Origin of the sequence: Gordonia sp. NB41Y (assembly GCF_030718915.1) — a bacterium.
Taxonomy (GTDB): Bacteria; Actinomycetota; Actinomycetes; order Mycobacteriales; family Mycobacteriaceae; genus Gordonia; species Gordonia desulfuricans.
The window spans coordinates 3817609-3844258 of record NZ_CP132196.1 but is presented as its reverse complement, the minus strand read 5'-3'; the positions used below and the strand labels follow the sequence as shown (position 1 = coordinate 3844258).

At 68.5% G+C, this 26650-nt stretch carries 25 protein-coding genes and 1 riboswitch; of the genes, 6 read left to right on the top strand and 19 right to left on the bottom strand.

What is annotated here, in order from left to right; translation table 11 throughout:
* Positions 1-98 precede the first annotated feature (98 nt).
* From Q9K23_RS16595 to hpt, 12 genes are all read right to left on the bottom strand, one after another.
* Complete coding sequence (locus tag Q9K23_RS16595; RefSeq protein WP_020792615.1) at positions 99-905, bottom strand: type III pantothenate kinase; 807 nt, start codon at positions 903-905, stop codon at positions 99-101.
* Positions 906-944: 39 nt separating this feature from the next.
* Entirely contained in the window at positions 945-1379 is a 435-nt protein-coding gene (gene panD, locus Q9K23_RS16590; RefSeq protein ID WP_020792618.1) for an aspartate 1-decarboxylase, read from the bottom strand.
* Positions 1380-1458: 79 nt separating this feature from the next.
* Positions 1459-2376 carry a pantoate--beta-alanine ligase gene (gene panC / locus Q9K23_RS16585; RefSeq protein ID WP_053776938.1) on the bottom strand — a complete coding sequence of 306 codons (918 nt, stop codon included), beginning with the start codon at positions 2374-2376 and terminating at the stop codon, positions 1459-1461.
* Positions 2373-3356, bottom strand: a complete 984-nt coding sequence (locus Q9K23_RS16580; RefSeq protein ID WP_305950551.1) for a DUF2520 domain-containing protein — start codon at positions 3354-3356, stop codon at positions 2373-2375. The genes panC and Q9K23_RS16580 overlap by 4 nt, the downstream gene beginning before the upstream one ends.
* Before the next feature lie 250 nt (positions 3357-3606).
* Entirely contained in the window at positions 3607-4767 is a 1161-nt protein-coding gene (locus Q9K23_RS16575) for a DUF6779 domain-containing protein (RefSeq protein WP_053776937.1), read from the bottom strand.
* 112 nt (positions 4768-4879) lie between these two features.
* The gene (locus Q9K23_RS16570; RefSeq protein WP_020794508.1) at positions 4880-5422 is read right to left on the bottom strand and encodes a DUF3180 domain-containing protein; all 543 of its coding nucleotides are present in this window, start codon (positions 5420-5422) and stop codon (positions 4880-4882) included.
* Positions 5419-5961 (bottom strand): 2-amino-4-hydroxy-6-hydroxymethyldihydropteridine diphosphokinase, encoded by a 543-nt coding sequence (folK, locus tag Q9K23_RS16565; RefSeq protein ID WP_305950207.1) that lies wholly within the window; start codon positions 5959-5961, stop codon positions 5419-5421. Before folK ends, Q9K23_RS16570 begins: the two co-directional genes overlap by 4 nt.
* The gene (gene folB, locus Q9K23_RS16560; protein WP_053776936.1) at positions 5958-6329 is read right to left on the bottom strand and encodes a dihydroneopterin aldolase; all 372 of its coding nucleotides are present in this window, start codon (positions 6327-6329) and stop codon (positions 5958-5960) included. Before folB ends, folK begins: the two co-directional genes overlap by 4 nt.
* Positions 6326-7255, bottom strand: coding sequence for a dihydropteroate synthase (gene folP / locus Q9K23_RS16555; protein WP_082365823.1), 930 nt, complete (start codon positions 7253-7255; stop codon positions 6326-6328). The genes folB and folP overlap by 4 nt, the downstream gene beginning before the upstream one ends.
* Positions 7256-7287: 32 nt before the next feature.
* Positions 7288-7935, bottom strand: a complete 648-nt coding sequence (gene folE / locus Q9K23_RS16550) for a GTP cyclohydrolase I FolE (protein ID WP_020792067.1) — start codon at positions 7933-7935, stop codon at positions 7288-7290.
* 11 nt (positions 7936-7946) lie between these two features.
* Positions 7947-10316, bottom strand: a complete 2370-nt coding sequence (gene ftsH / locus Q9K23_RS16545) for an ATP-dependent zinc metalloprotease FtsH (protein ID WP_305950206.1) — start codon at positions 10314-10316, stop codon at positions 7947-7949.
* A gap of 115 nt (positions 10317-10431) precedes the next feature.
* Positions 10432-10998: a hypoxanthine phosphoribosyltransferase gene (gene hpt, locus Q9K23_RS16540; RefSeq protein ID WP_020792902.1), complete on the bottom strand. Its 567-nt coding sequence runs from the start codon at positions 10996-10998 to the stop codon at positions 10432-10434.
* A 430-nt stretch (positions 10999-11428) separates the two neighbouring features.
* On the opposite strand from hpt, the gene Q9K23_RS16535 reads away from it, so the two are divergent.
* The 4 genes from Q9K23_RS16535 to Q9K23_RS16520 all read left to right on the top strand — a co-directional run bounded on the left by Q9K23_RS16535 (position 11429) and on the right by Q9K23_RS16520 (position 15074).
* A complete protein-coding gene (locus tag Q9K23_RS16535) occupies positions 11429-12067 on the top strand; it encodes a DUF6861 domain-containing protein (protein WP_082365822.1) in 639 nt (212 codons plus the stop codon).
* A 183-nt stretch (positions 12068-12250) separates the two neighbouring features.
* Complete coding sequence (locus Q9K23_RS16530; protein ID WP_020793672.1) at positions 12251-13048, top strand: enoyl-CoA hydratase-related protein; 798 nt, start codon at positions 12251-12253, stop codon at positions 13046-13048.
* Positions 13049-13053: 5 nt separating this feature from the next.
* Positions 13054-13923, top strand: a complete 870-nt coding sequence (locus Q9K23_RS16525) for a 3-hydroxyacyl-CoA dehydrogenase family protein (RefSeq protein WP_053776939.1) — start codon at positions 13054-13056, stop codon at positions 13921-13923.
* Positions 13923-15074 (top strand): acyl-CoA dehydrogenase family protein, encoded by a 1152-nt coding sequence (locus Q9K23_RS16520; protein ID WP_053776934.1) that lies wholly within the window; start codon positions 13923-13925, stop codon positions 15072-15074. Before Q9K23_RS16525 ends, Q9K23_RS16520 begins: the two co-directional genes overlap by 1 nt.
* Positions 15075-16944: 1870 nt before the next feature.
* Here Q9K23_RS16520 and tilS read toward each other — a convergent pair.
* The 3 genes from tilS to dacB are packed head-to-tail and all read right to left on the bottom strand — an operon-like array spanning position 16945 to position 20380.
* Positions 16945-17898 (bottom strand): tRNA lysidine(34) synthetase TilS, encoded by a 954-nt coding sequence (gene tilS, locus Q9K23_RS16515; protein WP_053776076.1) that lies wholly within the window; start codon positions 17896-17898, stop codon positions 16945-16947.
* Positions 17877-18983: a zinc-dependent metalloprotease gene (locus Q9K23_RS16510; protein WP_305950205.1), complete on the bottom strand. Its 1107-nt coding sequence runs from the start codon at positions 18981-18983 to the stop codon at positions 17877-17879. Before Q9K23_RS16510 ends, tilS begins: the two co-directional genes overlap by 22 nt.
* Positions 18980-20380 carry a D-alanyl-D-alanine carboxypeptidase/D-alanyl-D-alanine-endopeptidase gene (dacB, locus tag Q9K23_RS16505; RefSeq protein ID WP_152972579.1) on the bottom strand — a complete coding sequence of 467 codons (1401 nt, stop codon included), beginning with the start codon at positions 20378-20380 and terminating at the stop codon, positions 18980-18982. The genes Q9K23_RS16510 and dacB overlap by 4 nt, the downstream gene beginning before the upstream one ends.
* Positions 20381-20519: 139 nt before the next feature.
* On the opposite strand from dacB, the gene Q9K23_RS16500 reads away from it, so the two are divergent.
* The gene (locus Q9K23_RS16500) at positions 20520-21002 is read left to right on the top strand and encodes an inorganic diphosphatase (protein ID WP_053776078.1); all 483 of its coding nucleotides are present in this window, start codon (positions 20520-20522) and stop codon (positions 21000-21002) included.
* An 81-nt stretch (positions 21003-21083) separates the two neighbouring features.
* Here Q9K23_RS16500 and Q9K23_RS16495 read toward each other — a convergent pair whose 3' ends face one another.
* Positions 21084-22793: an MDR family MFS transporter gene (locus Q9K23_RS16495; protein ID WP_053776079.1), complete on the bottom strand. Its 1710-nt coding sequence runs from the start codon at positions 22791-22793 to the stop codon at positions 21084-21086.
* A complete protein-coding gene (locus Q9K23_RS16490; RefSeq protein WP_020790539.1) occupies positions 22790-23296 on the bottom strand; it encodes a MarR family transcriptional regulator in 507 nt (168 codons plus the stop codon). The genes Q9K23_RS16495 and Q9K23_RS16490 overlap by 4 nt, the downstream gene beginning before the upstream one ends.
* Positions 23297-23484: 188 nt before the next feature.
* Between Q9K23_RS16490 and alc the strand changes: the two genes are divergently transcribed.
* On the top strand, positions 23485-24468 hold the full coding sequence (gene alc, locus Q9K23_RS16485) for an allantoicase (RefSeq protein WP_222838361.1): 984 nt from the start codon (positions 23485-23487) through the stop codon (positions 24466-24468).
* A 132-nt stretch (positions 24469-24600) separates the two neighbouring features.
* Here alc and Q9K23_RS16480 read toward each other — a convergent pair whose 3' ends face one another.
* Both Q9K23_RS16480 and Q9K23_RS16475 read right to left on the bottom strand, forming a co-directional pair.
* Positions 24601-25044, bottom strand: coding sequence for a hypothetical protein (locus Q9K23_RS16480; protein WP_053776081.1), 444 nt, complete (start codon positions 25042-25044; stop codon positions 24601-24603).
* Positions 25041-26456, bottom strand: coding sequence for an aminotransferase class V-fold PLP-dependent enzyme (locus Q9K23_RS16475; RefSeq protein ID WP_082365657.1), 1416 nt, complete (start codon positions 26454-26456; stop codon positions 25041-25043). Before Q9K23_RS16475 ends, Q9K23_RS16480 begins: the two co-directional genes overlap by 4 nt.
* 18 nt (positions 26457-26474) lie before the next feature.
* Positions 26475-26588, bottom strand: a riboswitch (SAM riboswitch).
* Positions 26589-26650: the final 62 nt, after the last annotated feature.

Here is a 26650-nt window from a genome sequence, read left to right as displayed (position 1 = left end):
CTCAGCCCTGACAACACTCCTGACAGCTCTTGATCACGGCAGACAGTCTGCCACATCTCGACGCTCTCGGCCACCCCTGCACCGATCGCGTGACCACCTCAGCGCCCGCGACCGCGCCCCTGCTGCTTGGAACGCTCGTGCACCAACCGCAGACCCTCGAGGGTCAGATACGTGTGATGAGCGGTGAGAGAACGACATTCGTCGAACATCAGCGGGGCGAGGAAACCGGTGGCGACCACCGTCACGTCGTCGCCGTCGAATCCGGGTACCGTGTCCCGAACCCGCTCGACGAGTCCGTCGACCTGTCCGGCGAATCCGAACAGGATGCCCGACTGCAGGGCTTCCACGGTGTTCTTGCCGAGCACGCTGCGCGGGGGCATCAGTTCCACACGCCGAACGGTGACGGTGTGTTCGCTCAGCGCCTCGACGGCGAGGTTCACCCCGGGTGCGATCGCACCGCCGAGGAATTCACCCTTGACCGACACGGCGTCGACGACGGTGGCCGTACCGAAGGCCACCACGATCGCCGGCCCCCCGTAGACATGGTGGGCGGCAAGACTGTTCGCGACCCGGTCGGTGCCGACCTCCTTCGGATTGTCCACCAGCAGCGGCACTCCGGTCCGCACGCCCGGCTCGAGCAGGACGTGCGGACCGGAACCGAAGTAGCGCGGCACCATGACGCGCAGTTCCCGCAGCAGCGACGGCACCGTCGAGAGCGCGGCCACCCCGGTCACCTGCTCGATGTCGGATCCGAGGAGCCCGCGGAACAGCAGGGCGAGCTCGTCGGCCGTCAGATTCGGGTCGGTGTGAATCCGCCAGTCCCGCACCAGGGTCGCGTGCTCGCCGATACCCGCGAACACACCGAGGTGGATGTTGGTGTTGCCGACGTCGACGGTGAGGAGCATGGCGCAATGATGCCAGTCGGGTGTGGCCGCGGCCCGGCGTCAGGCCGTTGCGCCGGTGAGGGTGTCGTTGTGGCGCGGGTCGAGCAGGCCCGAACCCTCCGGGGCGTGGGCCGGGTCGGCACCGGACTCGAGGACCCGGTTGTCGGCGTCGACGAACACCACGTTCGGGGAGTAGTTGCGCACTTCCTCCTCGTTCAGGACGCCGTAGGCGATGAGGATCACCAGGTCGCCGGGATGCACGAGATGTGCTGCGGCACCGTTGATCCCGATCACGCCGCTGCCACGCTCGCCGGCGATGGCGTAGGTCTCGAGGCGGGCGCCGTTGGTGATGTCGACGATGCTGACCTGCTCACCCTCGAGCAGGTTCGCGGCGTCGAGGAGATCGGCGTCGATCGTGACCGAGCCGACGTAGTGCAGGTCGGCCTGGGTGACGGTGGCGCGGTGGATCTTCGAGGTCATCATGGTGCGAAACATTTGTGTTCCCCTCGGTTTCTTCGGTGGTGGGAATGGATCATCTGTGGGCTGCAGAGATCTGGGGCGGCGGGTTCGGCGGTCAGGTTCCGGCGTCGCGTTCTTCGAGGCTGAGGCCGATGGCCACCCCGACGTTGTCGATCAGGCGGGCCGAGCCGAGTCGGGCGGCCACCAGCAGGCGGCCGTAGCCCTTCACCGGGGGCTCCTCCAGGGAACGCCCCCGCAGCGCCAGATAATCCAGCTCGATCTCGGGGGCGGCCGCCAGGACGGCATGAGCGGTGGCGAGGATCGCGTCGGCGCCGGCCGGGGCGGCGTGGGCCCCGGCGGTCAGGGCCGCCGACAAGGTGGTGGCCAGGGCACGCTGTTCGGGATCGAGGTAGCGGTTGCGCGAGCTCATCGCGAGACCGTCGGCCTCACGCACCGTCGGCACACCGATGATCTCGACGTCCATGTTCAGGTCGGACACCATCTGACCGATCAGCACCAGCTGCTGGTAGTCCTTCTCCCCGAAGTACGCCGCATGCGGCGCCGCGATGGTGAGCAGCTTGTTGACGACGGTGAGCATCCCGGCGAAATGTCCTGGGCGCGAAGCACCGTCGAGGATCTCGCCGGCCGGACCGGGATGGATGACGGTGCGCGGGCCGTTCGGGTACATGTGCGACTCGGTGGGTGCGAACACCAGTTCCACGCCGAGCGGGGCGAGCAGCGCGATGTCGGCGTCGAGGGTCCGCGGGTAGGCGTCGAGGTCTTCACCGGTACCGAACTGCAGCGGGTTGACGAAGATCGACACGATCACCACCGTGTTGCCCATGCTCTTGGCGGCGCGCACGAGCTGCAGATGGCCGGCATGCAGCGCGCCCATCGTCGGCACCAGCACCACACGCTTGCCGGTGCGGCGCAGCGCGGTGCTGACCCGGTGCAGGGTCGCCGGGTCGCGGTGCACGGTCACCGTGCCCGGGGTGAAGAGGTTGTCCTCCGTGGCGATCACATGGCCGGTCATCGGGGCTCCAGAACATCGAGAACGGGGTGCGGCGCATCGGACTGGTGCGCCGCGCGCCGGGCCATCATGCGATAGGCCTCGGCGAGAGAATCGGGGGCACCGCCGCCGGGAAGGGCGCGCAGCGCATCGAGGTGGGCGGCCACCGCAGCGGCGTCGCCGCGGGCCACCGGGCCGGTCAGGGCATCCCGGCCGAGGTCGAACACGTTCTGCAGGGATGCGGTGACCAGCGGGCCGAGGATGCGTTCGGCCAGCCGGACCGGATCGCCGTCGACGGTGGCGGCCTGGGCACTGCCGTCGGGGCCGCCGATGGCCGCGTCGAGGGCGGCGACGGCATCGGTGATCAGGGCGATCAGATGGTTGGCCCCGTGGGCGAGGGCCGCGTGATAGAGCGTGCGGTCGGCCTCGGCGATGCGGACCGGCTCGCCACCCATCTCGAGGACGAGTGCGGAGGCGATGGCCTCCCCCACCTCGTCGGCGGCGGTGATCCCGAAGCAGGCCTGCGCCAGACGTGCGGTGTCGTCGTCGGTGCCGACGAAGGTCATCGCCGGATGGATCGCCAGGGGTAGCGCGCCGAGTGCGGTGAGCCGGGCGAGGACGCCGACGCCGTGTGCCCCGGCGGTGTGCACCACCAGCGTGCGGGGCCGGAGCGTGCCGGAGTCGGCGATCCGGTCGACCACCTCGACGAGTTCGCTGTCGGGGACGGCGATGACCAGTAGTTCGGCGCGGGCGACGACGTCGCCGAGGTCGAGGACGGCCGAGTCGGGGAGTCGGGTGGCGGCGCGCCGGCGCGAGTGCGCCGATCGTGCGACGACCGCCCCGACCACGTGGCCGGCACGTTCGAGGGCTTCGCCGAGTGCGGTGCCGACCCGTCCGGCGGAGACGATGCCGACGGTCAGACGCGCAGGAGTGGGCAGATTGGTGATGCCCGGGATGGCGGCCGAACGGCCGCTAGCGGAAGCGGGTACACCAGTAGACGCCACGTGGGCGTCGTGATTCGGTGAGGTCACCGCTGTCCTCCAGGTCGTTCCAGTCCTGCAGGGCTGCCGAGAAGCCCCGGAGCGGTTTCGCGGGACGTCGACGGCGCAGGTACCAGACGTTGCAGGCCAAGGTTAGGCGTTCGGGAGCAGCCGGGGCCAATCGTGTGACAGGCATCACCGGCAGACGAGAGAACTCCCGTGGTCGTCCGGTCCGGACGTCCACGGGTGTTCTCTACGACGGTCTGTGAGCGGTTCAGTCGCGGCGGCGGCGACGCCCACCGGAGCTGTCGGCCTCACGCAACTGCTTGAGCAGTTCGGCGACGGGCAGCCCGTTCGAATGGGCGGCGTCGGGGTCGTCCTCGGGTGTCTCGGCCGGCGCCTCGGTGACGATCACGCCCGGTGCATCGGCGTCGCGGCGGCGGCGTCGGCCACCGGCGTCGCCCGCACCGGAGTCGTCCTGCGGTGTCTCGGCTGCGTGCGGTGCCTCGGGGGCCTCGACGTCAGCGGCGCCCTCGTGCCGACCGTGGATCACCGGGATCGGCTGCGACGGCGGCCACTCGTCGGTGGGGGTGTCGTCGGCGCCGGTCGCATCCACGGCGGACACCTCGGCCGGTGCCGCATCGGCCTGCGCTTCCTCGACGACGGTCGCATCCTCGGTGTCGTCGGCGGAGACGTACGGCGCATACGACGGGTAGGACGGTTCGTCGGCCGGCAGCGGGACCTCGGTGGCGATCCGTCCCGACAGCGGGTCGTCGGTGACCACCGGGATCACCTCGGTCATCTCGTTGGGGTCGACATGCCCCTGCAGATGCCGGCCGTCGTCGGCGGTCGGGGCGGTCGCGGCGAAGTCGCGCGCGGCCAGCAGGTCGTCGTCGTGCACACCGAAACCCGCGGGCGAACCGAAGCGTTCGGGTTCCAGACCGCTGCTGCCGATACCCGAGGCCAGTTCACGGAGCTTCTCGTTCGGCAGGGCCACCTGGTCGTCGGGCAGCGCCTCGCCGAGCAGTCGTTCCAGACTCGAGCGGAGCGAGATCACCTGCTCCTTGAGGGCGACGAGTTCGGCACCGGACTCCGCGGCCACCTCCTTGCGGATGGTGGCCTCGACGTCGAGCTCGTACTGTCGGCGGGCCGCGATCTCACGTTCGAGTTGCAGTTCGTACACCAGACGCAGGTCACGGCTCTTGGCCTCCGCGGACTCGGCCTGCTTGCGGAACCGGGTCACCAGGATCGCGCCGATCACCGCCGCCCACAATGCCGCGATGACGGCGAGTGTGCCGGTCACCGACAGCGAGTCGGTGACGACCATGAGCACACTGGCCACAACCGCCAGGAGGATCAGCAGCCCGAGCAGCCACTGACCGACCGAGCGGCCGGTGCGGCGGGCGTCCGAGGAACGGCCGGATGAGGTCGTCATATCGACCCAACTTACCCGCTGGCCCCACCGATGCCGCACAAGCCCGGCGGAGAGTCATGATTCGTCGGTGGCCTCGATCACCCTGGTGGGGGTTACTGTTCGGTCAGTCCACTCAGGCCGGTCCGGGATGCCCGTTGGAGGCCCCGTCGACGGAGTTCTCGGTCGGATCGTCGGGGGTACGGCAGCAGAATTCCAGCCACAGTGCCGCCGCGGTCAGGAGCACACCACCGATCAGACCGATGATGGCGGCAGGGGTGTCGTGCTCGGCGGCGGTCACCCCGTGCCGGGTCAGCAGGAAGACCAGCAACCCCGCCCACAGACCGGTGGCTATCGCACCGAGGATGGCCGACGCCTTGGCCAATGCGACGACCCGTGCCGCGGTCAGGGGATGCAGCTGGCCACGGGCGCGGCCGACCTGTCGCCCCTCCACGCGGGCGCGGACGACGAACCCGGTGACCGCCTCGATCACGGCGAGGATGTAGAGCACGATCCCGGCCAGCGTCGGCAGCGGCGGCAGACTCGAATAGTTGTAGCGCACCAGAATCCACGCGGTGACGCCGACGATCACCGCGATGACGGCCAGGTCGAACGGTTTGGTCGGTCCCAGCCCGGACCGTTCGTCGTCGCCCTGCGGGTTGCGTCGCGGCGTGCTCATCGGGCGGTCCCCGACGAGGTGTCGGTCGGGGTGGGTGCGTCGAGCCGACCGGCCGGACGCACCCCCTCGCGCTCGGCGGACGGCAGTGCGGCGACCAGATCGTCGACGCGGCGGGTCCCGGCCGGGGTCCACAGCATCGCGTCGGGATCGATCTCCAGCCACGGCACCAGCACGAAGGCGCGGTGGACCGCGCGCGGATGCGGCAGGGTCAGCACCGGGTCGTCGCTGCGCACCGGGCCGTCGTCGTCGACGGTGATCACGTCGACGTCGAGGGTCCTCGGACCCCACCGCACATTGCGGGTACGGTGGGCGGCCTGTTCGAGCTCGGCGCCACGCCGCAACCACTCCCGCGGAGTGCGGTTCCCCTCGACGACGAGGGTGATGTTGAGGAAGTCGTCCTGCTCGACGCCACCCCACGGGGCGGTGGCATAGACCTGCGAGACGGCGACGAGCTCGTCGGCGAACCCGTCGACCACCGTGCGCAGCGCACCCCGCGCGTCGCCCACATTGGCCCCCGCCGAGAGCACCGCACGACTCATCGTGGGGTCTTCCGGGAGCGGCGGGTCACCACCGCGACGTCGTCGAAGGTCAGCGGGATCGGCGCGGACGGTTTGTGGACCACCACCTCGCAGGCGGTGATCCGCTCGTCGGCCATGACCGTGTCGGCGACCTCGGCACCCACCGTCTCGATCAGGTTGCGCGGCGTGCCGGCGACGATGTCGTGCGCCTGCTGGGCCAGCGCCCCGTAGTCGACGGTGTCGGCGAGGTCGTCGGAGGCCGCGGCGGCCCGCAGGTCCAGCCACAGTGTGATGTCGATGATGAAGACCTGGCCGTCGGCCCGCTCGTGGTCGAAGACGCCGTGGTTGCCGCGGACCCGTAGCCCCCGCAACTCGATCCGATCGGTCACCGACCCACCTCCGTTTGTCTCGACACAGTTGTCTCGTCCGGGGCACCTGCGCGCCCCGTTCCCCCGCATCCCGTTTCCCCTCGGCCCGCGCCCGCACGGCTGCGGCCACCGTCACGCCAGGCCTGCGCCACCCGCACCGCGTCCCGACTCGATGCGACGTCGTGGACCCGAACGCCCCAGGCGCCGCCGGCCGCCGACAACGTGCTGATGGCCGCGGTGGCGGCCTCACGTCCGGCAGGGGGCCGGTCGGCCCCGTCGACGGCGAGCAACGACCCGAGGAACCGCTTGCGCGAGGCCCCGATCAGCACCGGGAAACCCAATCCGACGAAGGTCGGCAGCGCATGCAGCAGCGCCCAGTTGTGGTCGGCGGTCTTGGCGAATCCCAGACCGGGGTCGAGGATGATGTTCTGCGGGGCAACCCCCGCGCTGACCGCGGCGTCGACCTGGCCGAGCAGCTCGCGGGTCACCTCGGCCACCACGTCGTGGTAGCCCCCTCGGTCGTCCACCCGGTGGGTGAAATGGCGTCCGGCGTCGGCATCGGTCTGCGCGGGCCGCCAGTGCATCAGCACCCACGGCAGCTCCGCGTCGGCCATCACCTTCGCCATGTCGGGATCGGCACGGCCACCGGACACGTCGTTGACGATCGTCGCCCCCGCCTCGATGGCGGCGGCCGCCACCGACGCGCGCATGGTGTCCACCGAGATCACCGCCCCGGCATCGACCAGCGCCGAGATCACCGGCGCCACGCGCTGTGCCTCGATCGTCGGATCGACACGGATCGCGCCGGGCCGGGTCGATTCCCCGCCGACGTCGATCAGGTCGGCACCGTCGGCGAGCAGCTCGATGCCGTGCGCCACCGCGGCGTCGGTGTCGAGATAGCGCCCTCCGTCGGAGAAGGAATCGGCGGTCACGTTGACCACACCCATCACCAGGGTGCGGTCCGCGCTGGGTAGTCGGCTCACCGGGTGATGAGGTCCAGTGCCTCGCCGCGGGAGACCGCGCTGGTCTTGAACAGTCCACGCACCGCCGACGTGGTGGTGGTGGCACCCGGCTTGCGGATACCGCGCATCGCCATGCACAGGTGCTCGGCCTCGATCACCACGATCACGCCCCGCGGATCGAGCCGGCGCACCAGCGCGTCGGCGATCTGACTGGTCAGGCGCTCCTGGACCTGCGGGCGCTTGGCGTAGAGATCCACCAGACGTGCCAGCTTCGACAGGCCGGTGACCTGCCCGCTCACCCCGGGGATGTAGCCCACATGGGCCACCCCGTGGAAGGAGACGAGGTGATGCTCGCAGGTGGAGTACATCGGGATGTCCTTGACCAGGACCAGCTCGTCGTGATCCTCGTCGAAGGTGGTCGCGAGTACCTCGTCCGGGTCGGTGTAGAGACCGGCGAACATCTCGCGGTAGGCGTTGGCGACACGGGTGGGGGTGCGCACCAGCCCTTCGCGGTCGGGGTCCTCCCCGACCGCCAGGAGCAGTTCCCGCACGGCCGCCTCGGCACGCTGTTGATCGAATGCGTGCCGCTCCCCTGCGGGAGCCGCACCATTCGACGTCGCCGAGGCATCCAGCCGAACCTCGTGACCGTTACTGCTGATCGTCATCGATCGACCCTTCAGGCGCCGTTACCGTTCGCGCCGTTGCCGTTCGGCCCGTAACCGCCGGGGCCCTGACCGGGATGACCGTACTCGCCACCCCCGTGACCGTTCGTTCCGTGCTGGGGAGCCCCGTTCTGGGGAGCCCCGTTTTGGGGGGTCCCGTGCTGGGGGTTCCCGTGCTGGGGTGCACCCGGTTCCTGCCCGCGGGGCGGCCAGCCCGGCGCCGACCAGTCACGCGGGGCGCCGTAGTCGGGCCACGTCCCCGGCTGACCGGGAGCACCCGGGGCCGGCTGCGCGGGATACGGCTGGGGCTGGGCGGGATACCCACCCGGCGCGGCCTGCGGCGGGTAGACCGGCGCACCCGGGGCCGGGGCACCCGGATAGGGCGCCGGTACGGCCGCGGTGCCCGCACCGATCGGCTCGGCGACCTTCTCCGGGGTGGGCGGCGGCCACGGCTCGCCGCGCTCCATCGCCAGTTCACCCGGGGTCTTCACCGGCGGCTTGTCGCTCGGGGTTCGATCCCCGAAATCGTTGAACGCGGTGATCCGCGGACGCTTCTCGACCTCGGTGAAGATCTTCTCCAGATCCTTACGGGTCAGCGTCTCCTTCTCGAGGAGCTGGGTGGCGAGCACGTCGAGGGTGTCGCGGTACTCCGACAGGATCGCCCACGCCTCGGTGTGCGCGGCCTCGATCAGCCGGCGCACCTCCTCGTCGATCTCGCCGGCGACCCCGGCCGAGTAGTCGCTCTGGCTGCCCATCGAGCGGCCCAGGAACGGATCGCCCTGTTCCTGCCCATAGCGGACCGCCCCGAGGCGGGCACTCATGCCGTACTCGGTGACCATCGCCCGGGCGATCTTGGTGGCCTGATCGATATCCGACGACGCACCGGTCGTGGGCTCGTGGAAGACCAGTTCCTCGGCGGCACGGCCGCCCATCGCCATCACCAGACGCGCGATCATCTCCGAGCGCGTCATCAGTTCCTTGTCCTGCTCGGGCACGGCGAGCGCATGCCCGCCGGTGCGCCCACGCGCCAGGATGGTGACCTTGTAGATGGGGTCGAGATCGGGCATCGCCCACGCGGCGAGGGTGTGTCCGCCCTCGTGATAGGCGACGACCTTCTTCTCGTGCTCGCTGATGATGCGGCTCTTGCGACGCGGTCCGCCGATCACACGGTCGACGGCCTCCTCGAGCATCGGTGCGGTGATCGACGACGCGTTCTCGCGGGCGGCCAGCAGCGCCGACTCGTTGACGACGTTGGCCAGGTCCGCACCGGACATGCCCGGGGTGCGCTTGGCCAGACCGTCGAGGTCGGCGTCGGGATCGATGGGCTTGCCCTTGGCATGCACCTTGAGGATCGCGCGACGACCGGCGATGTCGGGGTTGCCGACCGGGATCTGACGGTCGAAGCGACCGGGACGCAGCAGCGCGGGGTCCAGGATGTCGGGACGGTTGGTGGCGGCGATCAGGATGATGCCCGACCGGTCACCGAAGCCGTCCATCTCGACGAGCAACTGGTTCAGCGTCTGCTCGCGCTCGTCGTGTCCACCGCCGAGGCCGGCACCACGCTGGCGACCGACGGCGTCGATCTCGTCGACGAAGATGATGCACGGGCTGTTGTTCTTGGCCTGCTCGAACAGGTCGCGCACGCGGGACGCACCGACACCGACGAACATCTCGACGAAGTCCGAGCCGGAGATGGTGAAGAACGGCACCCCGGCCTCACCGGCGACGGCACGGGCCAGCAGCGTCTTACCGGTGCCGGGAGGACCGTAGAGCAGCACACCCTTGGGGATCTTCGCGCCGAGCGCCTGGTAGCGCGCGGGATTCTGCAGGAAGTCCTTGATCTCGTAGAGTTCCTCGACCGCCTCGTCCGCGCCGGCGACGTCGGCGAAGGTCGTCTTGGGCATGTCCTTGGTGAGCTGTTTGGCGCGGGACTTGCCGAAGCCCATCACACCGCCGCGACCACCACCCTGCATTCGGCTCATCACGAAGAAGAACAAGCCGAACAGGATCAGCATCGGCAGGATGAAGATCAGCAGCTGCCAGATCACCGACTGCTCGTTGACGTTGGTCTGGTATGGCGCGCCCGTGGCCTTGACGTCGTTGAAGATCTCTTCACTCGCCGCCGCCGGGTAGCGGGTGCTGATCTTGGTGGCCTCTTTGTTGTCACCCACCTTGACCGGCGTGTTGGTCTCGATCCGCAGTTGCTGCTCGCGGTCGTCGATCTGGATGGACTTGGTGTTCTTGACGTTGAGCTGCGTCAACGCGACCGAGGTGTCCACGGCGGTGTAGTCGCGATCGCCGTCGCGCCACACGCTCCAGCCCCAGAAGGCCAGCACGATGACCGCCACGATGGCGAGATTGCGGAAGACTGTCTTGCGGTTCATGCGTGTTGGTGCAGGGCCGGCGACACCGCCGTTCCCATTGTCCTTCCCATCGACTTACTGACAAAGGCTACCGGTCAACGAAGGAGGAGGGAAAACTGTTCCGGCGACCGCAACGCTACTGGTAGACCGAGGGGCGGAGGCGTCCGATGAAGGGAAGATCGCGGTAGCGTTCGGCGTAGTCGAGTCCGTAGCCGACGACGAAGTCGTTGGGGATGTCGAATCCGACGTCTGCGACCTCCAGCGAAGCGCGCACCGCGTCGGGTTTGCGGAGCAGGGTGCACACCTCCAGCGTCCGCGGCGAGCGGGTGGCGAGGTTCTTCAGCAGCCACGACAGCGTCAGACCCGAGTCGATGATGTCCTCGACGATCAGGACGTCGCGGCCGGCGATGTCGCGGTCGAGGTCCTTGAGGATGCGCACGACCCCCGACGACGATGTGGACGAGCCGTAGCTCGAGACCGCCATGAACTCCATCTGGGAGGGGATCGGCAGCGCGCGGGCGAAGTCGGTCATGAACATGATCGCGCCCTTGAGCACGCCGATCAGCACCAGGTCCTCGTCGATGTCCTGATATCGGGCGGCCACCGACTGGGCCAGTTCGGCGGTCCGTGCCCTGATCTGTTCCTCACTGATCAGGACCGCTTCGATGTCGTCGCCATAGTGATGTTCGATCTCGTTCGCCACACATCCAGCTTGTCATGCCGCCACCCGTCTCCGGCACGGACCAGCCGACCCGGGCCCCGGCCGGGGGGTCCTTCGGGTGATGTACACGCCCGCCGCCCGGATGCCCCTGGGCGTCACAGTCGAGTAACGGAACTCCCCACCCGCCTCATCCAACGCATTCTCGGCCGACCTCCGGCGATATGCGCGAAGAATATCGACCCGGATGAAGAACCGGTCGATTCATCCACGCAAACAGGAATTGTCATCACTTTCCCCGACACCATGATCCGATCGGCGAATCCACGGTCCCGACACACGGCCGGGGTCCGTCACAGACCCCGGCCGCAGGACATCCAGCATGATCTCATCGTTTCCGACGACACCGGCCACACCACACCGGCCTGTCTCCAGAATCCGTTTTTTCACAATACTTTTCGCCGGTATATCCCTCGTGGTCCCGCTGTCGCAGGCAGGCCGGGCAGCGGCCGATCCCCCACCCGATCCGGTTCAGTGGACGGTCTCGAGAATCGGTGCACACATCGCCGTCGACCTCTCCCATGCGACATTCCGGCAGGCACAGAATTCGCTCGCGATCGTCGACGATTCCGGGGTGACCGTTGCCCGACTCCCGTTGACCTACCGCCTGGAATACGAGGAGTTCCCGATCGCGGTGTCGATATCCGGGAATTCGGCGACACTAACGCCCTCCCGGAATCCCGCGCAGGCCCGGGTGCTGGACCAGACGCAGGTCGATGCCGTGCGCACGGTGGCCGCCAAGAAGCAGTCCAGCCCGCCACGGACCAAACAGGAACGCGACGACCAGGCGCTGGCCCGCTTCAACCAGCAACTGATGGCCGGGATGACCGTCTCGACCATCGTCGGCATCGTGCTGGGTGTGGTGATCGGCGCGATCGTGGGCTGTATCCCCGGACTCGCCCTCGCCGGGGTCGGCTGCATTCCCGGACTCGCGCTGGGCGCGACCGTCGGCAGCATCGTCGGCACCGTCCTCGGCGGTGGCGGCAGCCTCATCGTCGCCGCCTGGCAGTACTTCCAGACCATCAATTCCCCGTTCGTCCCGCCGCCGCGCTGATCGGCCGCGCCCCACCGTCCACACCCGACCCGCCCGGCCGAACCACCCCGTCGGCCGGGTCGCCCCGAAGCCGCGTCGAGCTCCCGCTCGACGCGGCTTCGCCCTGTGCGGACCTTGACAGCCCCGCAGAATGAATCTACGTTCACCGTTGTTGAACATTCCTTCACACGCCCCGGAGGCGCGATGACCCTCACCGCGACAACCCACTCCCTCGAGACCCTTCAGGTCGACGTGACCGACGGCATCGCCGTGGTCACCATCAATCGGCCGGAGGTCCGCAACGCCATCAATGCGCAGGTCCAGGCGGATCTGCGCACCGTCCTCGACGCGGTCCGCACCGACGACGCGGTCGGCGCGGTGATCCTCACCGGCTCTGGCGAGAAAGCGTTCGCCGCCGGCGCCGACATCGGACAGCTTCGCAACTACTCCCTGCACACCGGCCTGGCGTCGACGATGCAGCGGCTCTACGACGAGGTCGAGTCCTTCGAGAAGCCGACCATCGCCGCGGTCAACGGCTACGCCCTCGGTGGCGGATGTGAGCTGGCCATGTCCTGCGACATCCGAATCGCCTCCACCGCAGCCCGATTCGGCCTTCCGGAGACCACCCTGTCGGTGCTGCCGGGTGCCGGTGGCACCCAGCGCATGGCGCGCCTGATCGGCGTCGGCCGGGCCATCGACCTCATCCTCACCGGCCGCATGCTCACCGCCGACGAGGCCCTGGCCGCCGGTCTGGTCACCCAGGTCGCCACCGCCGACGACCTCCTGTCCGACGCCCGCGAACTCGCCGCGACGATCCTGCGCAAGGGCCCGCTCGCGGTCCGTCTGGCCAAGCTGGTGATCCGGTCGGGGATGGACGCCGACCAGCGCACCGGTCAGGTGGTCGAACGTCTCGCCCAGGCGCTGCTCTACACCACCGACGACAAGCGCGAGGGCGCCGAGGCGTTCCTGGCCAAGCGCACCCCGGAATGGACCGGCCGGTGACGGCGATGAAGGTCATGGTCGCCGGGGCCGGCGCCATGGGGTCCCAGATCGCGATGGTCACCGCGCTCGCCGGTCACGAGGTGACCCTCTACGACCTCGACCCGACGATGCTGGAGAGTTCCGTCGCCGCCCTGCGCGGCCGGATGGACTCCCAGGTCGCCAAGGGACGGCGGACCGCCGACGACGTCGACGCCGCGTTCGCCCGACTCACCACCACCACCGCGCTCACCGGCGACGTCGACCTGGTGATCGAGGCGATCGTCGAGAAGCTCGAGATCAAACGGCAGTTCTTCACCGATGTCGATGCCCTGTGCGGCCCGGGGACGATCCTGGCCAGCAACTCCTCGAGCTTCGTGCCGTCGGCGATGGCATCGACCACCGGTCGCCCCGACCGATTCGTCATCCTGCACTTCTTCAACCCGGCGCTGGTCATGCGTTGCGTGGAGGTCGTGCGCGGACCCGAGACCAGCGACGAGACCGCCGCGACCGCCGTCGCCTTTGTCGAGCAGATCGGCAAACTTCCGGTGGTCCTCGACAAGGAGATCCCCGGCTTCGTGGCCAACCGTCTCCTGAACGCCGTTCGCGACGAGGCATTGGCCCTCTACGAGGGCGGATATGCCGGCATCGAGGCCATCGACACCGCCGCACGCACCGCGCTCGGCTACCCGATGGGCCCGTTCGAACTGATGGACCTCACCGGTGTCGACATCGGATATCACACCAAGATGGGCCGCTTCGCCGAGACCGGCGACCCTGCCGACGCCCCGTCGGCGACCGTGTCCGCGCTGGTCGAGCGCGGTGATCTGGGCCGCAAGACCGGCCGCGGCATCTACCTCTACGACGACACCGGTGCGCGTGTCGGAAAGGCGATCTGATGGATCTCACCCTCACCGAGGAACAGGTGGCATTTCGTACGCTGGCACGCGACTTCCTGGACAAAGAGGTCGTCCCGCACCGTGTGGAGTGGGACCGGCGTGAAGCGGTCGACACCGCACTGATCCCCAAGCTCGGCGAACTCGGCTTCTTCGGCCTGACCATCCCCGAGGAGTACGGCGGTATGGGCGGGGACTACATCACCTACTGCATCGGCATGGAGGAACTCGGCCACGCCGACTCCTCGGTCCGCGGCATCGTGTCGGTGTCGATGGGATTGTTCGGCAAGATCGTGCTCTCCCACGGCACCGAGGAGCAGAAGCAGCGCTGGCTTCCGGGTATCGCGAACGGCACCCTGCTCGGATGTTTCGGACTCACCGAACCCGACAACGGTTCGGATCCGTCGAACCTCACCACCCGGGCGGTGCGCGAGGGATCGGACTGGGTGATCACCGGCTCGAAGATCTTCATCACCAACGGCACCTGGGCGGACGTGTGCGTGGTGTTCGCCCGCACCGGAGGTCCTGGCGCCAAGGGAATCTCGGCCTTCCTGGTCCCCACCGACACACCCGGCTTCGGCCGCACCGAGATCCACGGCAAGCTGGGGCTACGCGGTCAGGCCACCGCCGAACTGAATCTCGACGGTGTTCGGGTTCCCGCCGATGCGATGCTCGGTGAAGAGGGACAAGGCTTCTCGATCGCCATGCACTCCCTCGACAAGGGCCGGGTGTCGGTGGGTGCCGGATGTACCGGCATCATCGCCGGCTGCCTGGATGCACTGGTGTCCTACACCACCCAGCGCCGCCAGTTCGGCCGGCCGATCGCATCGTTCCAGATGATCCAGGACATGATCGCCGAGATCTCGGTGGACGCCGACTGCGCCCGACTGCTCACCTGGCGTGCCGCCGACCTGATCGAGCGGGGCGAACCGTTCGGCATCGAGGCATCCAAGGCCAAACTGTTCGCCTCCGAGAAGGCCGTCAAGGCAGCCAATCTCGCGATCCAGGCATTCGGCGGTTACGGCTACGTCGACGAGTACCCGGTACAGAAGTACATGCGCGATGCCCGCGTCATGACCCTGTACGAGGGCACCAGCCAGATCCAGAAGCTGCTGATCGGCCGGGCCGAGACAGGAATCTCCGCATTCCTCTGAGCGCGTCCCGCGGACGTTCTCTAGCGACGATACGGCTGCCGAAACCGCAGGTGCGTTACCACTCAATCATCCACTGCCCATTGCTGGTTGAGCCGACGAGGAGCGCAGCGACGAGACGTGTCGAAACCTCAGACAGCCGAGTTGCCAACGCAACCACCCCGGAAGTGGTCACCACCCAACGTAAGCTGCGGAGATGTCGACACGGGTCCTCGCGATGCTCGGTCCCGGCTCAATCATCAACCGGCACACTCCCCCTCAATCACCCACTGAGCGTTGATGGTTGAGCCGACGAGGAGTTTTAGCGACAAGACGGCTGCCGAAACCACAGGTGCGTCACCACTCAATCATCCACTGCCCATTGATGGTTGAGCCGACGAGGAGCGCAGCGACGAGACGTGTCGAAACCTCAGACAGCCGAGTTGCCAACTCAACAACCTCCGAGGTGGTCACCACCCAACGTAGGCTACGGAGATTTCGACACGGGTCCTCGCGATGCTCGGTCCCGGCTCAATCATCAACAGGCACACCTACCCTCAATCACCAACCGGGCGTTGATGGTTGAGCCGACGAGGAGTTTTAGCGACAAGACGGCTGCCGAAACCACAGGTGCGTCACCACTCAATCATCCACTGCCCATTGCTGGTTGAGCCGACGAGGAGCGCAGCGACGAGACGTGTCGAAACCTCAGACAGCCGAGTTGCCAACGCAACAACCTCCGAGGTGGTCACCACCCAACGTAGGCTCCGAAGATTTCGACACGGGTCCTCGCGATGCTCGGTCCCGGCTCAATCACCAACCGGCACACCTACCCTCAATCACCAACCGGGCGTTGATGGTTGAGCCGACGAAGAGCTTTAGCGACAAGACGGCTGCCGAAACCACAGGTGCGTCACCACTCAATCATCCACTGCCCATTGCTGGTTGAGCCGACGAGGAGCGCAGCGACGAGACGTGTCGAAACCTCAGACAGCCGAGTTGCCAACGCAACAACCTCCGAGGTGGTCACCACCCAACGTAGGCTCCGAAGATCTCGACACGGGTCCTCGCGATGCTCGGTCCCGGCTCAATCACCAACCGGCACACCTACCCTCAATCACCAACCGGGCGTTGATGGTTGAGCCGACGAAGAGCTTTAGCGACAAGACGGCTGCCGAAACCACAGGTGCGTCACCACTCAATCATCCACTGCCCATTGCTGGTTGAGCCGACGAGGAGCGCAGCGACGAGACGAGTCGAAACCTCAGACAGCCGAGTTGCCAACGCAACAACCTCCGAGGTGGTCACCACCCAACGTAGGCTCCGAAGATCTCGACACGGGTCCTCGCGATGCTCGGTCCCGGCTCAATCACCAACCGGCACACCTACCCTCAATCACCAACCGGGCGTTGATGGTTGAGCCGACGAAGAGCTTTAGCGACAAGACGGCTGCCGAAACCACAGGTGCGTCACCACTCAATCATCCACTGCCCATTGCTGGTTGAGCCGACGAGGAGCGCAGCGACGAGACGTGTCGAAACCTCAGACAGCCGAGTTGCCAACGCAACAACCCCGGAAGTGGTCACCACCCAACGCAGGCTACGGAGATTTCGACACGGGTCCTCGCGATGCTCGGTCCCGGCTCAATCACCAATTGGCACACTCCCCCTCAATCACCCACCGGGCGTTGATGGTTGAGCCGACGAGGAGCGCAGCGACGAGACGAGTCGAAACCTCAGACAGCCGAGTTGCCAACGCAACAACCTCCGAGGTGGTCACCACCCAACGTAGGCTGCGGAGATTTCGACACGGGTCCTCGCTACGCTCGGGCCCGGCTCAATCACCAACAGGCACGTTCCCCGATCGATCACCGATGGTCGGTTGACAGCGTCGGTCATCGCGGCAGGTCGGTGATCGTCAGGCGGTCACCGACCCTGCAGACCACCCGACGATACTGCGGCGTCCCACCGATCGCGACGTGTCCGCGGGTGCGGCCGACGGCCAGGGCGTCGACGGCGCCGATCACCCGGCTCGTCGGCCCGGTGGCCCCGACGTCGTACAGCCATCGGCGGAACACCCTGGTGCGCACGGCATCCGGTAGGTCGGCGAGCCCGCCGACACCGAGCTCCGTCGAATCCTCGCCGGAACCGGCGGCACGGTATGCCTGCTCGGCCAGGTCGTCGAGGGCGTCGTTGTCGCCCTGGAGTGCCGATGCGGTGCGCGCCAACGCCTCCACCACACCACCGTGGAGCACGTCCTCGAGCAGCGGGATCACCTCCGCCCGCAGCCTGACCCGGGTGAAGCGCGGGTCGCTGTTGTGCGGATCGGTATGTGGTGCCAGACCCCAGTCGGCGCAGGCCCCGACGGTGTCGGCGCGACGCAACCCGAGCAGCGGCCTCCCCCACGGCGGCGACCACGGCCGCATTCCGGCGATCGAACGCGATCCCGAGCCACGTGCCAGGCCGAGCAGGACCGTCTCGGCCTGATCGTCCATGGTGTGCGCCAACAACACCGGCAGCCCGTCACGCGCCAGCTCGAGTGCGGTATACCGTGCATCCCGGGCGGCGGCCTCCATCCCACCGTCGTGACCCACCGACACCTCGAGGACCTCCGCGCGCGCCCCGAGCGCACGGGCGGCGCGGGCGGCGGCGGTAGCGACATCGGCCGAACCGTGCTGCAGCCGATGGTCGACGACGAGTGCCCGCACCGACAGCCCGGCGTGGACCGCGGCAGCGGTGAGCGCCAACGAATCCGGACCACCGGACAGTCCCACACAGACCTCGTCCGCGCGCAGATGGTCGGCCGCGAATGCCGCGACCGCCCGGGTCAGAGCACCCGCGCGATCCATTTCGCCGGTTCGTCGATCTCGTCGGGCAGCGGCATGGTCTCGGCGGAGGTCCAGATGGTGTTGAACCGGTCCATCCCGACCCTCGACACCACCTCGTCCACGAATGCCTTGCCCCGGATGTACTGCGCCAGCTTGGCATCCATGCCGATCAGGGCACGGATGATGCGCTGCACCGGGTTTCGCGGTCCGGTCCGGCGCTTGTCGAAGGCCGCGCGGATGGACGCGACCGTGGGCACCTGAGCCGGTCCCACGGCGTCCATCACATGGTCGGCGTGACCCTCAAGCAGGGTGCCGAGCATGAGCATCCGGTTGAGGGCGTCGTACTGTTCGGGGCTCTGCAGCAGCTGCATCGCCCCGATCACACCCTTCTCCCGGGGCTTGTCGCCGCGGAGCATGTCGGTGACCCGGCCGGCCAACTCGCCCACCGATTCCCCGGTCTCCGAGGTCAGGACAGCGATGTTGTCGAGCATGTAGTCACGCAGCCACGGATTGGCCGAGAACTGCACACGGTGGGTCACCTCGTGCAGGCACACCCACAGCCGGAAATCCGACGGCACCACCTTGAGAGAGCGTTCCACGCCGACGATGTTGGGCAGCACCAGCATCAGCACACCGGGATCGTCGGACCCCTCGGGGCCGGCCGAGAACGGATCGTACTGGCCGAGGATCGCCGAGGAGAGGAAGGCCAGCAGCCCCGATGCCTGCAGTCCGCCGATCCGGCCGGACAGTCCGGGTGACGGGTCGGCGTCGTCGAGTGCGCCCGAGAGCATCGACCGCATCGACAGGGCCGCGGCGTCGATCCACTCGTCACGGTCGAGGACGCGCGCGGTGGGGACGGCGAGTCCGTCGGCCAGGCCGGTGACCTCGCGCACCGGACCCTCGGCGCGGACCGCCGCGTCGGCGAGCTCGGCACGGGCCGCATCACGGGTGTAGGAGGTCATCTTCGGCCCCGGCCGCGACAGCCGTTTGCCGACACCCGCGGCGAGACCCCAGTCGATCCGGGCGCCCACCAGGTCGGCGTGCAGGGCCCGGGCCGGGACCGCACCGGAGGGGGAGATCTCGGTGGACGTGCTGTCTGTGCTCATCGGCATCCGCACTCTCTCAAATCACCCGGGATCGCATCGAGTGCCGGACGCGCATCGGCGGGTGAGGTTCCACCCGACATCAACGCGAAGGACAACACACGCCCGTCGACGGTCTGGACTATCCCCGTCAACGAACTGACCCCGGTCAGTGTTCCGGTCTTGGCGCGCACCCACCCCGCACCGGGGTTGGTGCCGGCGTCGAAGCGGTCGGCGAGGGTGCCGGTGCCGGCCGCGATGGGCAGGCCGTCGAGCATCGGCCGCAGCTTGTCGTCGATGTCGGCCGACGGTGCACCGGCCGCGGTGGACGTGGCACCCGACGACGTGGCCGGTTCGGTCGGCCCGCTCGCCGCGGCCATCAGCTCGTCGAGCACCGACGCCGGGACCAGGTTGCCGTAGGACAACCCCGACGAGTCGGTGAGGGTGACACCGGTGGTGCGGATACCGTTGTCCGCCAAGGTCTTCACCACGGCGTCGGCGCCGCCGGCGAGGGTTGCCGGGCCACCGCGCGCCCTCGACACCTCGATCGAGAGCGCCTCGGCGAGCACATTGTCGGAGAAGCGCATCATGTCGTTGACGCGGGTCACCAGCGGTGCGGAGGTGACCGTGGCGATGGTGCGTGCACCGGCCGGGGCGGTGGTCTCGGCGACGTCGGTGGACACGCCGAGCGCCTCGGCGAGGGCCTTCCCGGCGGCGATCCCGGGATCGTCGACGCGTGGCGAGTACTCGTCGAGCGGTCTGGTCCGCGCCCCGTCGGCCATCAGCGACTCGATCGGGGCGATGTCGCCGCCGGCGATGTCACGGCGGTCCCAGGTGGGGTCCATGGTGGGGCCGCCGAATGCGCTGAGATCGACCGCCACCGACGACACCTCGACCCCGGATCGTCGGATCTGGTCGGCGAGGTCGGCGATGCGCGCGGGCTCGGTGTAGAAGGTCTCGGCACCGGCGGGTTGCGCCGACAGCGTCGGGTCCCCGGCCCCCACCAGGATCACCCGGCCGCCGCTGCCGGCCACCACTGTGGTGCTGATCCGCTGGTCGTGCGGCAGGGCCAGCAGCGCCGCCGACGCGGTCAGGATCTTGGCGTTGGACGCGGGGGTGCGCGGTCGGTCGGCGCCCTGTGACCACAGCACCGTCCCGGTCAGCGAATCGCTGATCTGACCGGTCAGGGTGCCCAGCGCCGGATTCTTCAGGGATGCGGCGATGGCGCGGCTCACCCCGGCGGCGGTGGGCTGCGGGGCGGTGGCCGACACGGCCGCGATCTGCGGGTTCACCGCGATCAGCGCGGGCCGGTCCGGGGTACCCGGCGGCAGCGGTTCGGGCTTGGTGAACTCGCGGTAGGTGACGACCGATCCGACGGCGATCACCGCGACCAGGACCACCGTGAGCAGTGACCACACGATCCGGCGACCACGCCGCCGCGGCCGATTCGCGGGAGCGGGTCCGCGCTGTGTGCCCACACAACCTCCGGGTCTCGAACGTCGACGCAACGCCTCCCACAGTATCGTTGAGCCCGACCATTGCCACGATCAAGGAGGAAGCGTGGAATTCGATGTGACCATCGAGATCCCGAAGGGTAGTCGCAACAAGTACGAGGTCGACCACGAGACCGGGAAGATCTACCTGGACCGGTACCTCTACACCGCCTTCGGCTACCCCACCGACTACGGCTACATCGACAACACCCTCGGCGAGGACGGCGACCCGCAGGACGCGCTGGTGCTGCTCCCCGAGTCGGTCTACCCGGGTGTCATCGTCAAGTCGCGCATCGTCGCGATGTACACGATGACCGACGAGGCCGGCGGCGACGACAAGCTGCTCTGCGTCCCGGCGGGCGACGTCCGCTGGGATCACATCCAGGACCTCGGTGACGTCCCGGAGCACGAGCTCAAGGCCATCGCGCACTTCTTCGAGCACTACAAGGACCTCGAGCCCGGCAAGGAGGTCACCCCCGGTGGCTGGGTCGGCCGCGAAGAGGCCGAGAAGGTCGCACAGGCCTCGGTGGAGCGCTTCGGCTCGCACTGATCGCCCCCGGTAGGACCGACACCGCTGCCCACGACCCCTCGGAGGGGCCGTGGGCAGCGGTGTCTTCGCCGATCCGGACGGTCAGCCGGCCGGGGCGCCCTCGGACACATCGATCGGACGTCCGCGTCGCAGCGGCAGTTCCTTCCAGGTGATGGTGCCGATGATCGCGAGCAGCGAGACGATCGACACGGTCAGGAACACGGTGTCCATCGAGTTGGCGAACCCGGTCATGATCGGCTGCGACAGACTGTCGGGGAGTTTCGCGATCACCGAGGTGTCGCTCATCACACTGTCGGCGGAGCCACCGGTCTGACCGGGGTGCTGCGCGGCCTCCACGAGTGCCTGACCGAACGCCTTGACCTGCGGGTCGTCGGAGCGGACGGCCTCGACGACCCCGGCCGAGAAGCCCGGTTGGCCGGCCGCGGCGGTCATCTCGTCGGAGATGTTCGGTCCGGTCAGCGAGAACAGCAGCGAGAAGAACACCGCGACACCCAGGGTGGCGCCGATCTGCCGGAAGAAGGTGGCGGTACCCGTCGACAGCCCCATGTCCTTGGGCGGCAGGATGTTCTGCATGGCCAGGGTGATCGGCTGCATCAGGTTGCCCAGTCCGAAGCCGAGGAGCGCGGCGAGCACCATCACCAGCCACACCGGCGTCGACGTGGTGATCAGGTGCAGCAGGAAGGTCGCGATGGTGATCAGCACCGATCCGACGATGGTGAAGACCTTGTAGCGCCCGGTTCGCGAGATCAGCTGACCGGACACGATCGATCCGCTCATCAGGCCGACCACCATGGGCAGCATCTGTAGCCCGGCGACCATCGGACTCGACCCGCGCAGCACCTGGAAGTACTGCGGCAGCATCGAGATCCCGCCGAACATGACCGCGCCGACCACCATCGAGATGACGATGCCCTGCGCGAAGACCGGGTTGGCGAAGACACGCAACGGGATGAGTGCGTCGTCGCCCATCTTCTTCTCGATCCAGACGAACACGGCCAGACCGATGACGCCGACGGCGTAGCAGAGCACGGCCCACCCCGACCACCAGCCCCAGATGCGTCCTTGTTCGGCGACGATCAGCAGCGGTGCGACGGTGACGGCGAGGGCGGTGGCGCCCCAGTAGTCGGTGCGGGTGCCGGTGCCCTTGTGCTGGTCGTAGTTGAGCACCGCGTACACCACGAACAGCGCGATGATGCCGATCGGGACGTTGACCAGGAACACCCAGCGCCAGCCGGAGACCCACAGGATCGAGGACTGCCCGGCGAAGAAGCCGCCGAGCACGGGGCCGAGCACCGACGACGTGCCGAACACGGCCAGGAAGTAACCCTGGTACTTGGCGCGTTCGCGCGGCGGGACGATGTCACCGATGGTGGTCAGCGCCAGGGTGAACAGACCGCCGGCACCGAGGCCCTGCAGGGCGCGGAACCCGGCGAGCATGTACATCGACGTCGCCATGGAACACAGCAGCGAGCCGACGACGAAGATCGAGATGGCGAGCAGGAAGAACGGTTTGCGCCCGTAGATGTCGGAGAGCTTGCCGTAGAGCGGGGTGACGATCGTGGAGGTCACGAGGTAGGCGGTGGTGACCCACGCCTGCATGTCGTAGCCGTGCAGGTCGTCGGCGATCGTGCGGATGGCGGTGGAGACGATGGTCTGGTCGAGGGCGGCCAGGAACATGCCGATCATCAGTCCGGCCATCACGGTGAGGATCTGCCGGTGGGTCAACCCCGCACCGGCGTGTTCGTCCTCCACTGATGCGGGCGTCGCCGCCCGCGTGGGGTTGTCGGTCATCGTGATCCTTTCGAGGCGGGCGGGGCGGTCGTCCCGGGGCTGTCGGGACGCCCGCAGTCGGGCACGAGGAAGGTCTCGGCGGCGTCGACGAAACGGGTGAGCAGCGTGACCAGGGTTGCCAGCTCGCCGTCGGTCCAGTCACCCATGGCGCGGTCCATGGCCTCGCGCCGGATCGAACGCATGGCCTCGACACGGGCCCGTCCCGCGTCGGTGATGACCAGCAGGGTGGCACGGCCGTCGGCGGGATCGGCCTCGCGGCGCACCAGTCCGAGGTCGACGAGTGCGGCGACGTGCCGGCTCACCGTCGACGGGTCTGCGGTGAGTTCTGCGGCGAGTTCCCGCGACCGCATGGGGTTGCGGGAGAGCGGGAAGAGCGCCTTGAACGCGGCGGTCTCCACCTCGCCCTCCGAGGTCCGGAAGGTGGTGTGGACGGCCCGTTCGCGGATGCGGACGAACCGGATCAGACTGTCGAACAGCTGGTCCATGAGTTGGGGGTCGAGCATGCCGGAATCCCGTCCAGGAGTGAAATGTCCGATTTACGTGCAATGCGCAATCAGTTGCAGACAGCAATTAGTTGGCGCCAGCAAGTATGCGCCCCGATTCGACGCGGGGCAACACCCCACTAGGATCAGAACTCGTGACCCCGCAGCCGCCGCCTCCCCATTCAGGTACCCGCCCCCACTTCACTTCGATGCCTGACCTGGCACTTCGCGATCTCGGCGGTGCGGTGGTGTGGTGCAACGACGACCTGTTCGCCGAGGCCCAGAACCTGATCAAGACCGGTCCCGCGGAGTACCGGCCGGCGACCTTCGGACACAAGGGACAGATCTACGACGGCTGGGAGACCCGCCGACGACGCAGCGACGGCGTCGACCAGGCGATCGTGCGCCTCGGCGCCCCCGGAGTGGTGTACGGCGTCGTCGTCGACACCGCCTGGTTCAAGGGCAACTACCCGCCGTTCATCTCGGTGGAGGCCGCCGCCGTCGAGGGCGTGCCGTCGGTGCAGCAGCTGCTCGACGACACCGAGTGGACCACCATCATCGAGAAGAGCCCGGTGGACGGCGACACCCGCAACCCGTTCAAGGTCGACGCCACCAGCCGGTTCACCCACGTCCGGCTCACCATGCATCCCGACGGCGGTGTCGCCCGGTTCCGGGTGCACGGCCGCGGCGTCCCCGATCCCAGGTTCTTCCGTTACGGGCACTTCGACCTGGCCGCGCTGGAGAACGGCGGCCTGATCACCGCATGCTCCAACATGTTCTACAGCTCCCCCAACAACCTGCTGATGCCCGGCCGCGCCCGGCACATGGGTGAGGGCTGGGAGACCTCGCGCCGCCGCGACGACGGCAACGACTGGGTGCAGGTGCGCCTGGCCGGACAGGGCCGCGTGAACCTGGTGGAACTCGACACCAGCTACTTCCTGGGCAACGCCCCGGGCTCGGCCACGGTCCGCGGCCGCGACGGCGAGACCGGCGACTGGTTCGAGGTGTTGCCGCGCACCGATCTGCAGCCCGACACCCGGCATCGGTTCGTCATCGATCTCGATCGCCCGATGACCGAGGCCCGGATGGACGTGTTCCCCGACGGCGGTATGGCCCGGTTCAAGCTGTACGGCGTCCTCACCGACGAGGCCGAGACCGCACTGATCGAGCAGTGGGAGCGCGGCGAGGCCTGACCGGCAACACCCGCGAGCACCGGCAGAACAAGCGCGGCGAGACCAGAGGTCTTGCCGCGCTTGCTGTTTCTTGTCTGTACTCGGTTCCTGTCCGGGTCCGGGCGTCCGTCCGGGCCCGAGGGCTTCGACGACTCAGGCGGCGCGAACCACCGAGGTCACCGCAGGCAGGACGAGCTGGCGGATGCGGTTCTCGGTGGCCGACCCGTCGAGCGGGACGAGCAGCACGGCGTCGGCGACCTCCGCGGCGTAGATGTCGCGGATCAGGGTGAGCAGACCGCTCGGCGTGCCCACATAACGCACTGTGCCACCGTCGAGTTCGTCGGGCAGCTGCGCCACCGCCGCGCGTGCCGACGCCGGATGCGGGGCGATGGCCACCTCCACCTCCAGCGCGACGCTGAAGTTGGCGGTGTCGCGGGAACCGGCACGCAGCAGCGAGCGTGCCCGCTGGGCGTCGCGCAGGGTGGGACGGCGGACGACGATCGGCAGCTGATCTGCCGGGACGTCCCCGGCCAGCGCCACCTTCAGCGGGGGGCGGCCGATGCTGAGCAGACGGTGGTCGGCGAGTTCGATGGTCATGACGTCGGTTCTCCGGTGTGGTGGTCGCTGGTGTGGTGGATGTCGGTGTGGTGGGTGCCGGCGCATCGGGTGCCCGGCCGGTGGGCGTCGGCCCGGTGCGGCACGGCGAGGCGGCCGACCGCGTCGACGAGGCGGTCGATGTCGGCGGAACCGGTGCCGAGCCCGAAGCTGGCGCGGACCGCACCGTCGGGCCTGCCGAGCCGGTTGAGCAGCGGATGCGCACAGAACTTGCCGTCGCGCACCCCGATACCGTGGTGATCGCTCAGATACTCCGCCACCGCACGCGGGGTGTGGCCGTCGACGTCGAATCCGGCGATCCCGACGCGATCGGGTGCGTCGTCGAAGATGCGCAGCGGCGTGACACCGTCGATCGCGGCGAGGCCGGCGTCGAGCCGTTTCCGCAGGATGTGCTCGTGGTGACCGATGGTCTCGAAGCCGATCTCGGTGATCGCCTCGCAGGCCGCGGCGATCGCCACCGCACCCAGGACGTTCGGGGAGCCGCCCTCGTGGCGGGCGGCGCCGGTATGCCAGGCGGTCGACGCGCAGTTGGCGTCGGGCTCGCCGACCACGGCGACGGCGGCCGAGGCACCGCCGCCGGCCAGGTAGGGGTCGGCGGCATCGAGCCAGTCGGGGCGTCCGATCAGCACCCCGGCACCGAACGGTGCGTAGAGCTTGTGGCCGGAGAACACCAGGTAGTCGATGCCGTGGCTGACGACCGACACGGGCCGGTGCGCCACCAGTTGCGCCGCATCCACCAGGATGCGCGCACCCTGACGGTGGGCGATCGCGGCGAGCCGTCCGATCGGCAGGACCTCACCGGTGACATTGGACGCGGCGGTCACCGCGAGCAGCGCGGCCGGGGCCGCGGCGAGTTCGCATTCCACCGCGTCGAGGGTCGCCTCGATGGTGTCGCGGGCGGTCACGATCCGGGTGGCGCCGGTCTCCCGGGAGACCCACGGCAGCAGGTTGGCGTGATGCTCGATGTCGAGGACGACGACGTCGCCGCGGACGCAGTGCGCTGCGAGGTTCAGCGCATCGGTGGTGTTGCGGGTGAACACGACGGTGTCGTCGGTGCGGCCACGGACGAAGCGCCGCACCGTCTCCCGGCACTGCTCGTACCGGCGGGTGGTGACCTGCGAGAGGTGACCGGCGCCGCGGTGCACGCTGGCGTATCCGGTGAGGGCGGTGGTGACGGCCTCGGCGACGGCGGCCAGCGCCGGGGCACTCGCGGCGTAATCGAGGTTGGCGTAAGCGATCTCGGTGCCGTCGGCGAGTGGGGCACACTCGTCGGCGCCGGCCACGGCGGCCAGCGGGGCGATCGCGGTGTCGCGCACCGGATCGCACACGGTGGTGTCGGCGACGGGGGTGTCGGCGACGGTGGGAACGATTGTCTGGCTGACGACAGCAGTCATCGGTTGAACTCCTCGGAGGATCCACGCTTGCCGTGCCCGGTCGGTACACGGCCAGGTCGTCACCCGGAGCACCCCACCGCGGAGGAGGGTTGCCGACCAGCGAGCCGGGGCTTGTCGCTGGCACTCATGACCTGCACCCAGAGTGGCCGATCCGCCGGCGGGGTGTCAATTTTCACCCAGCGTGAGCGAAACCC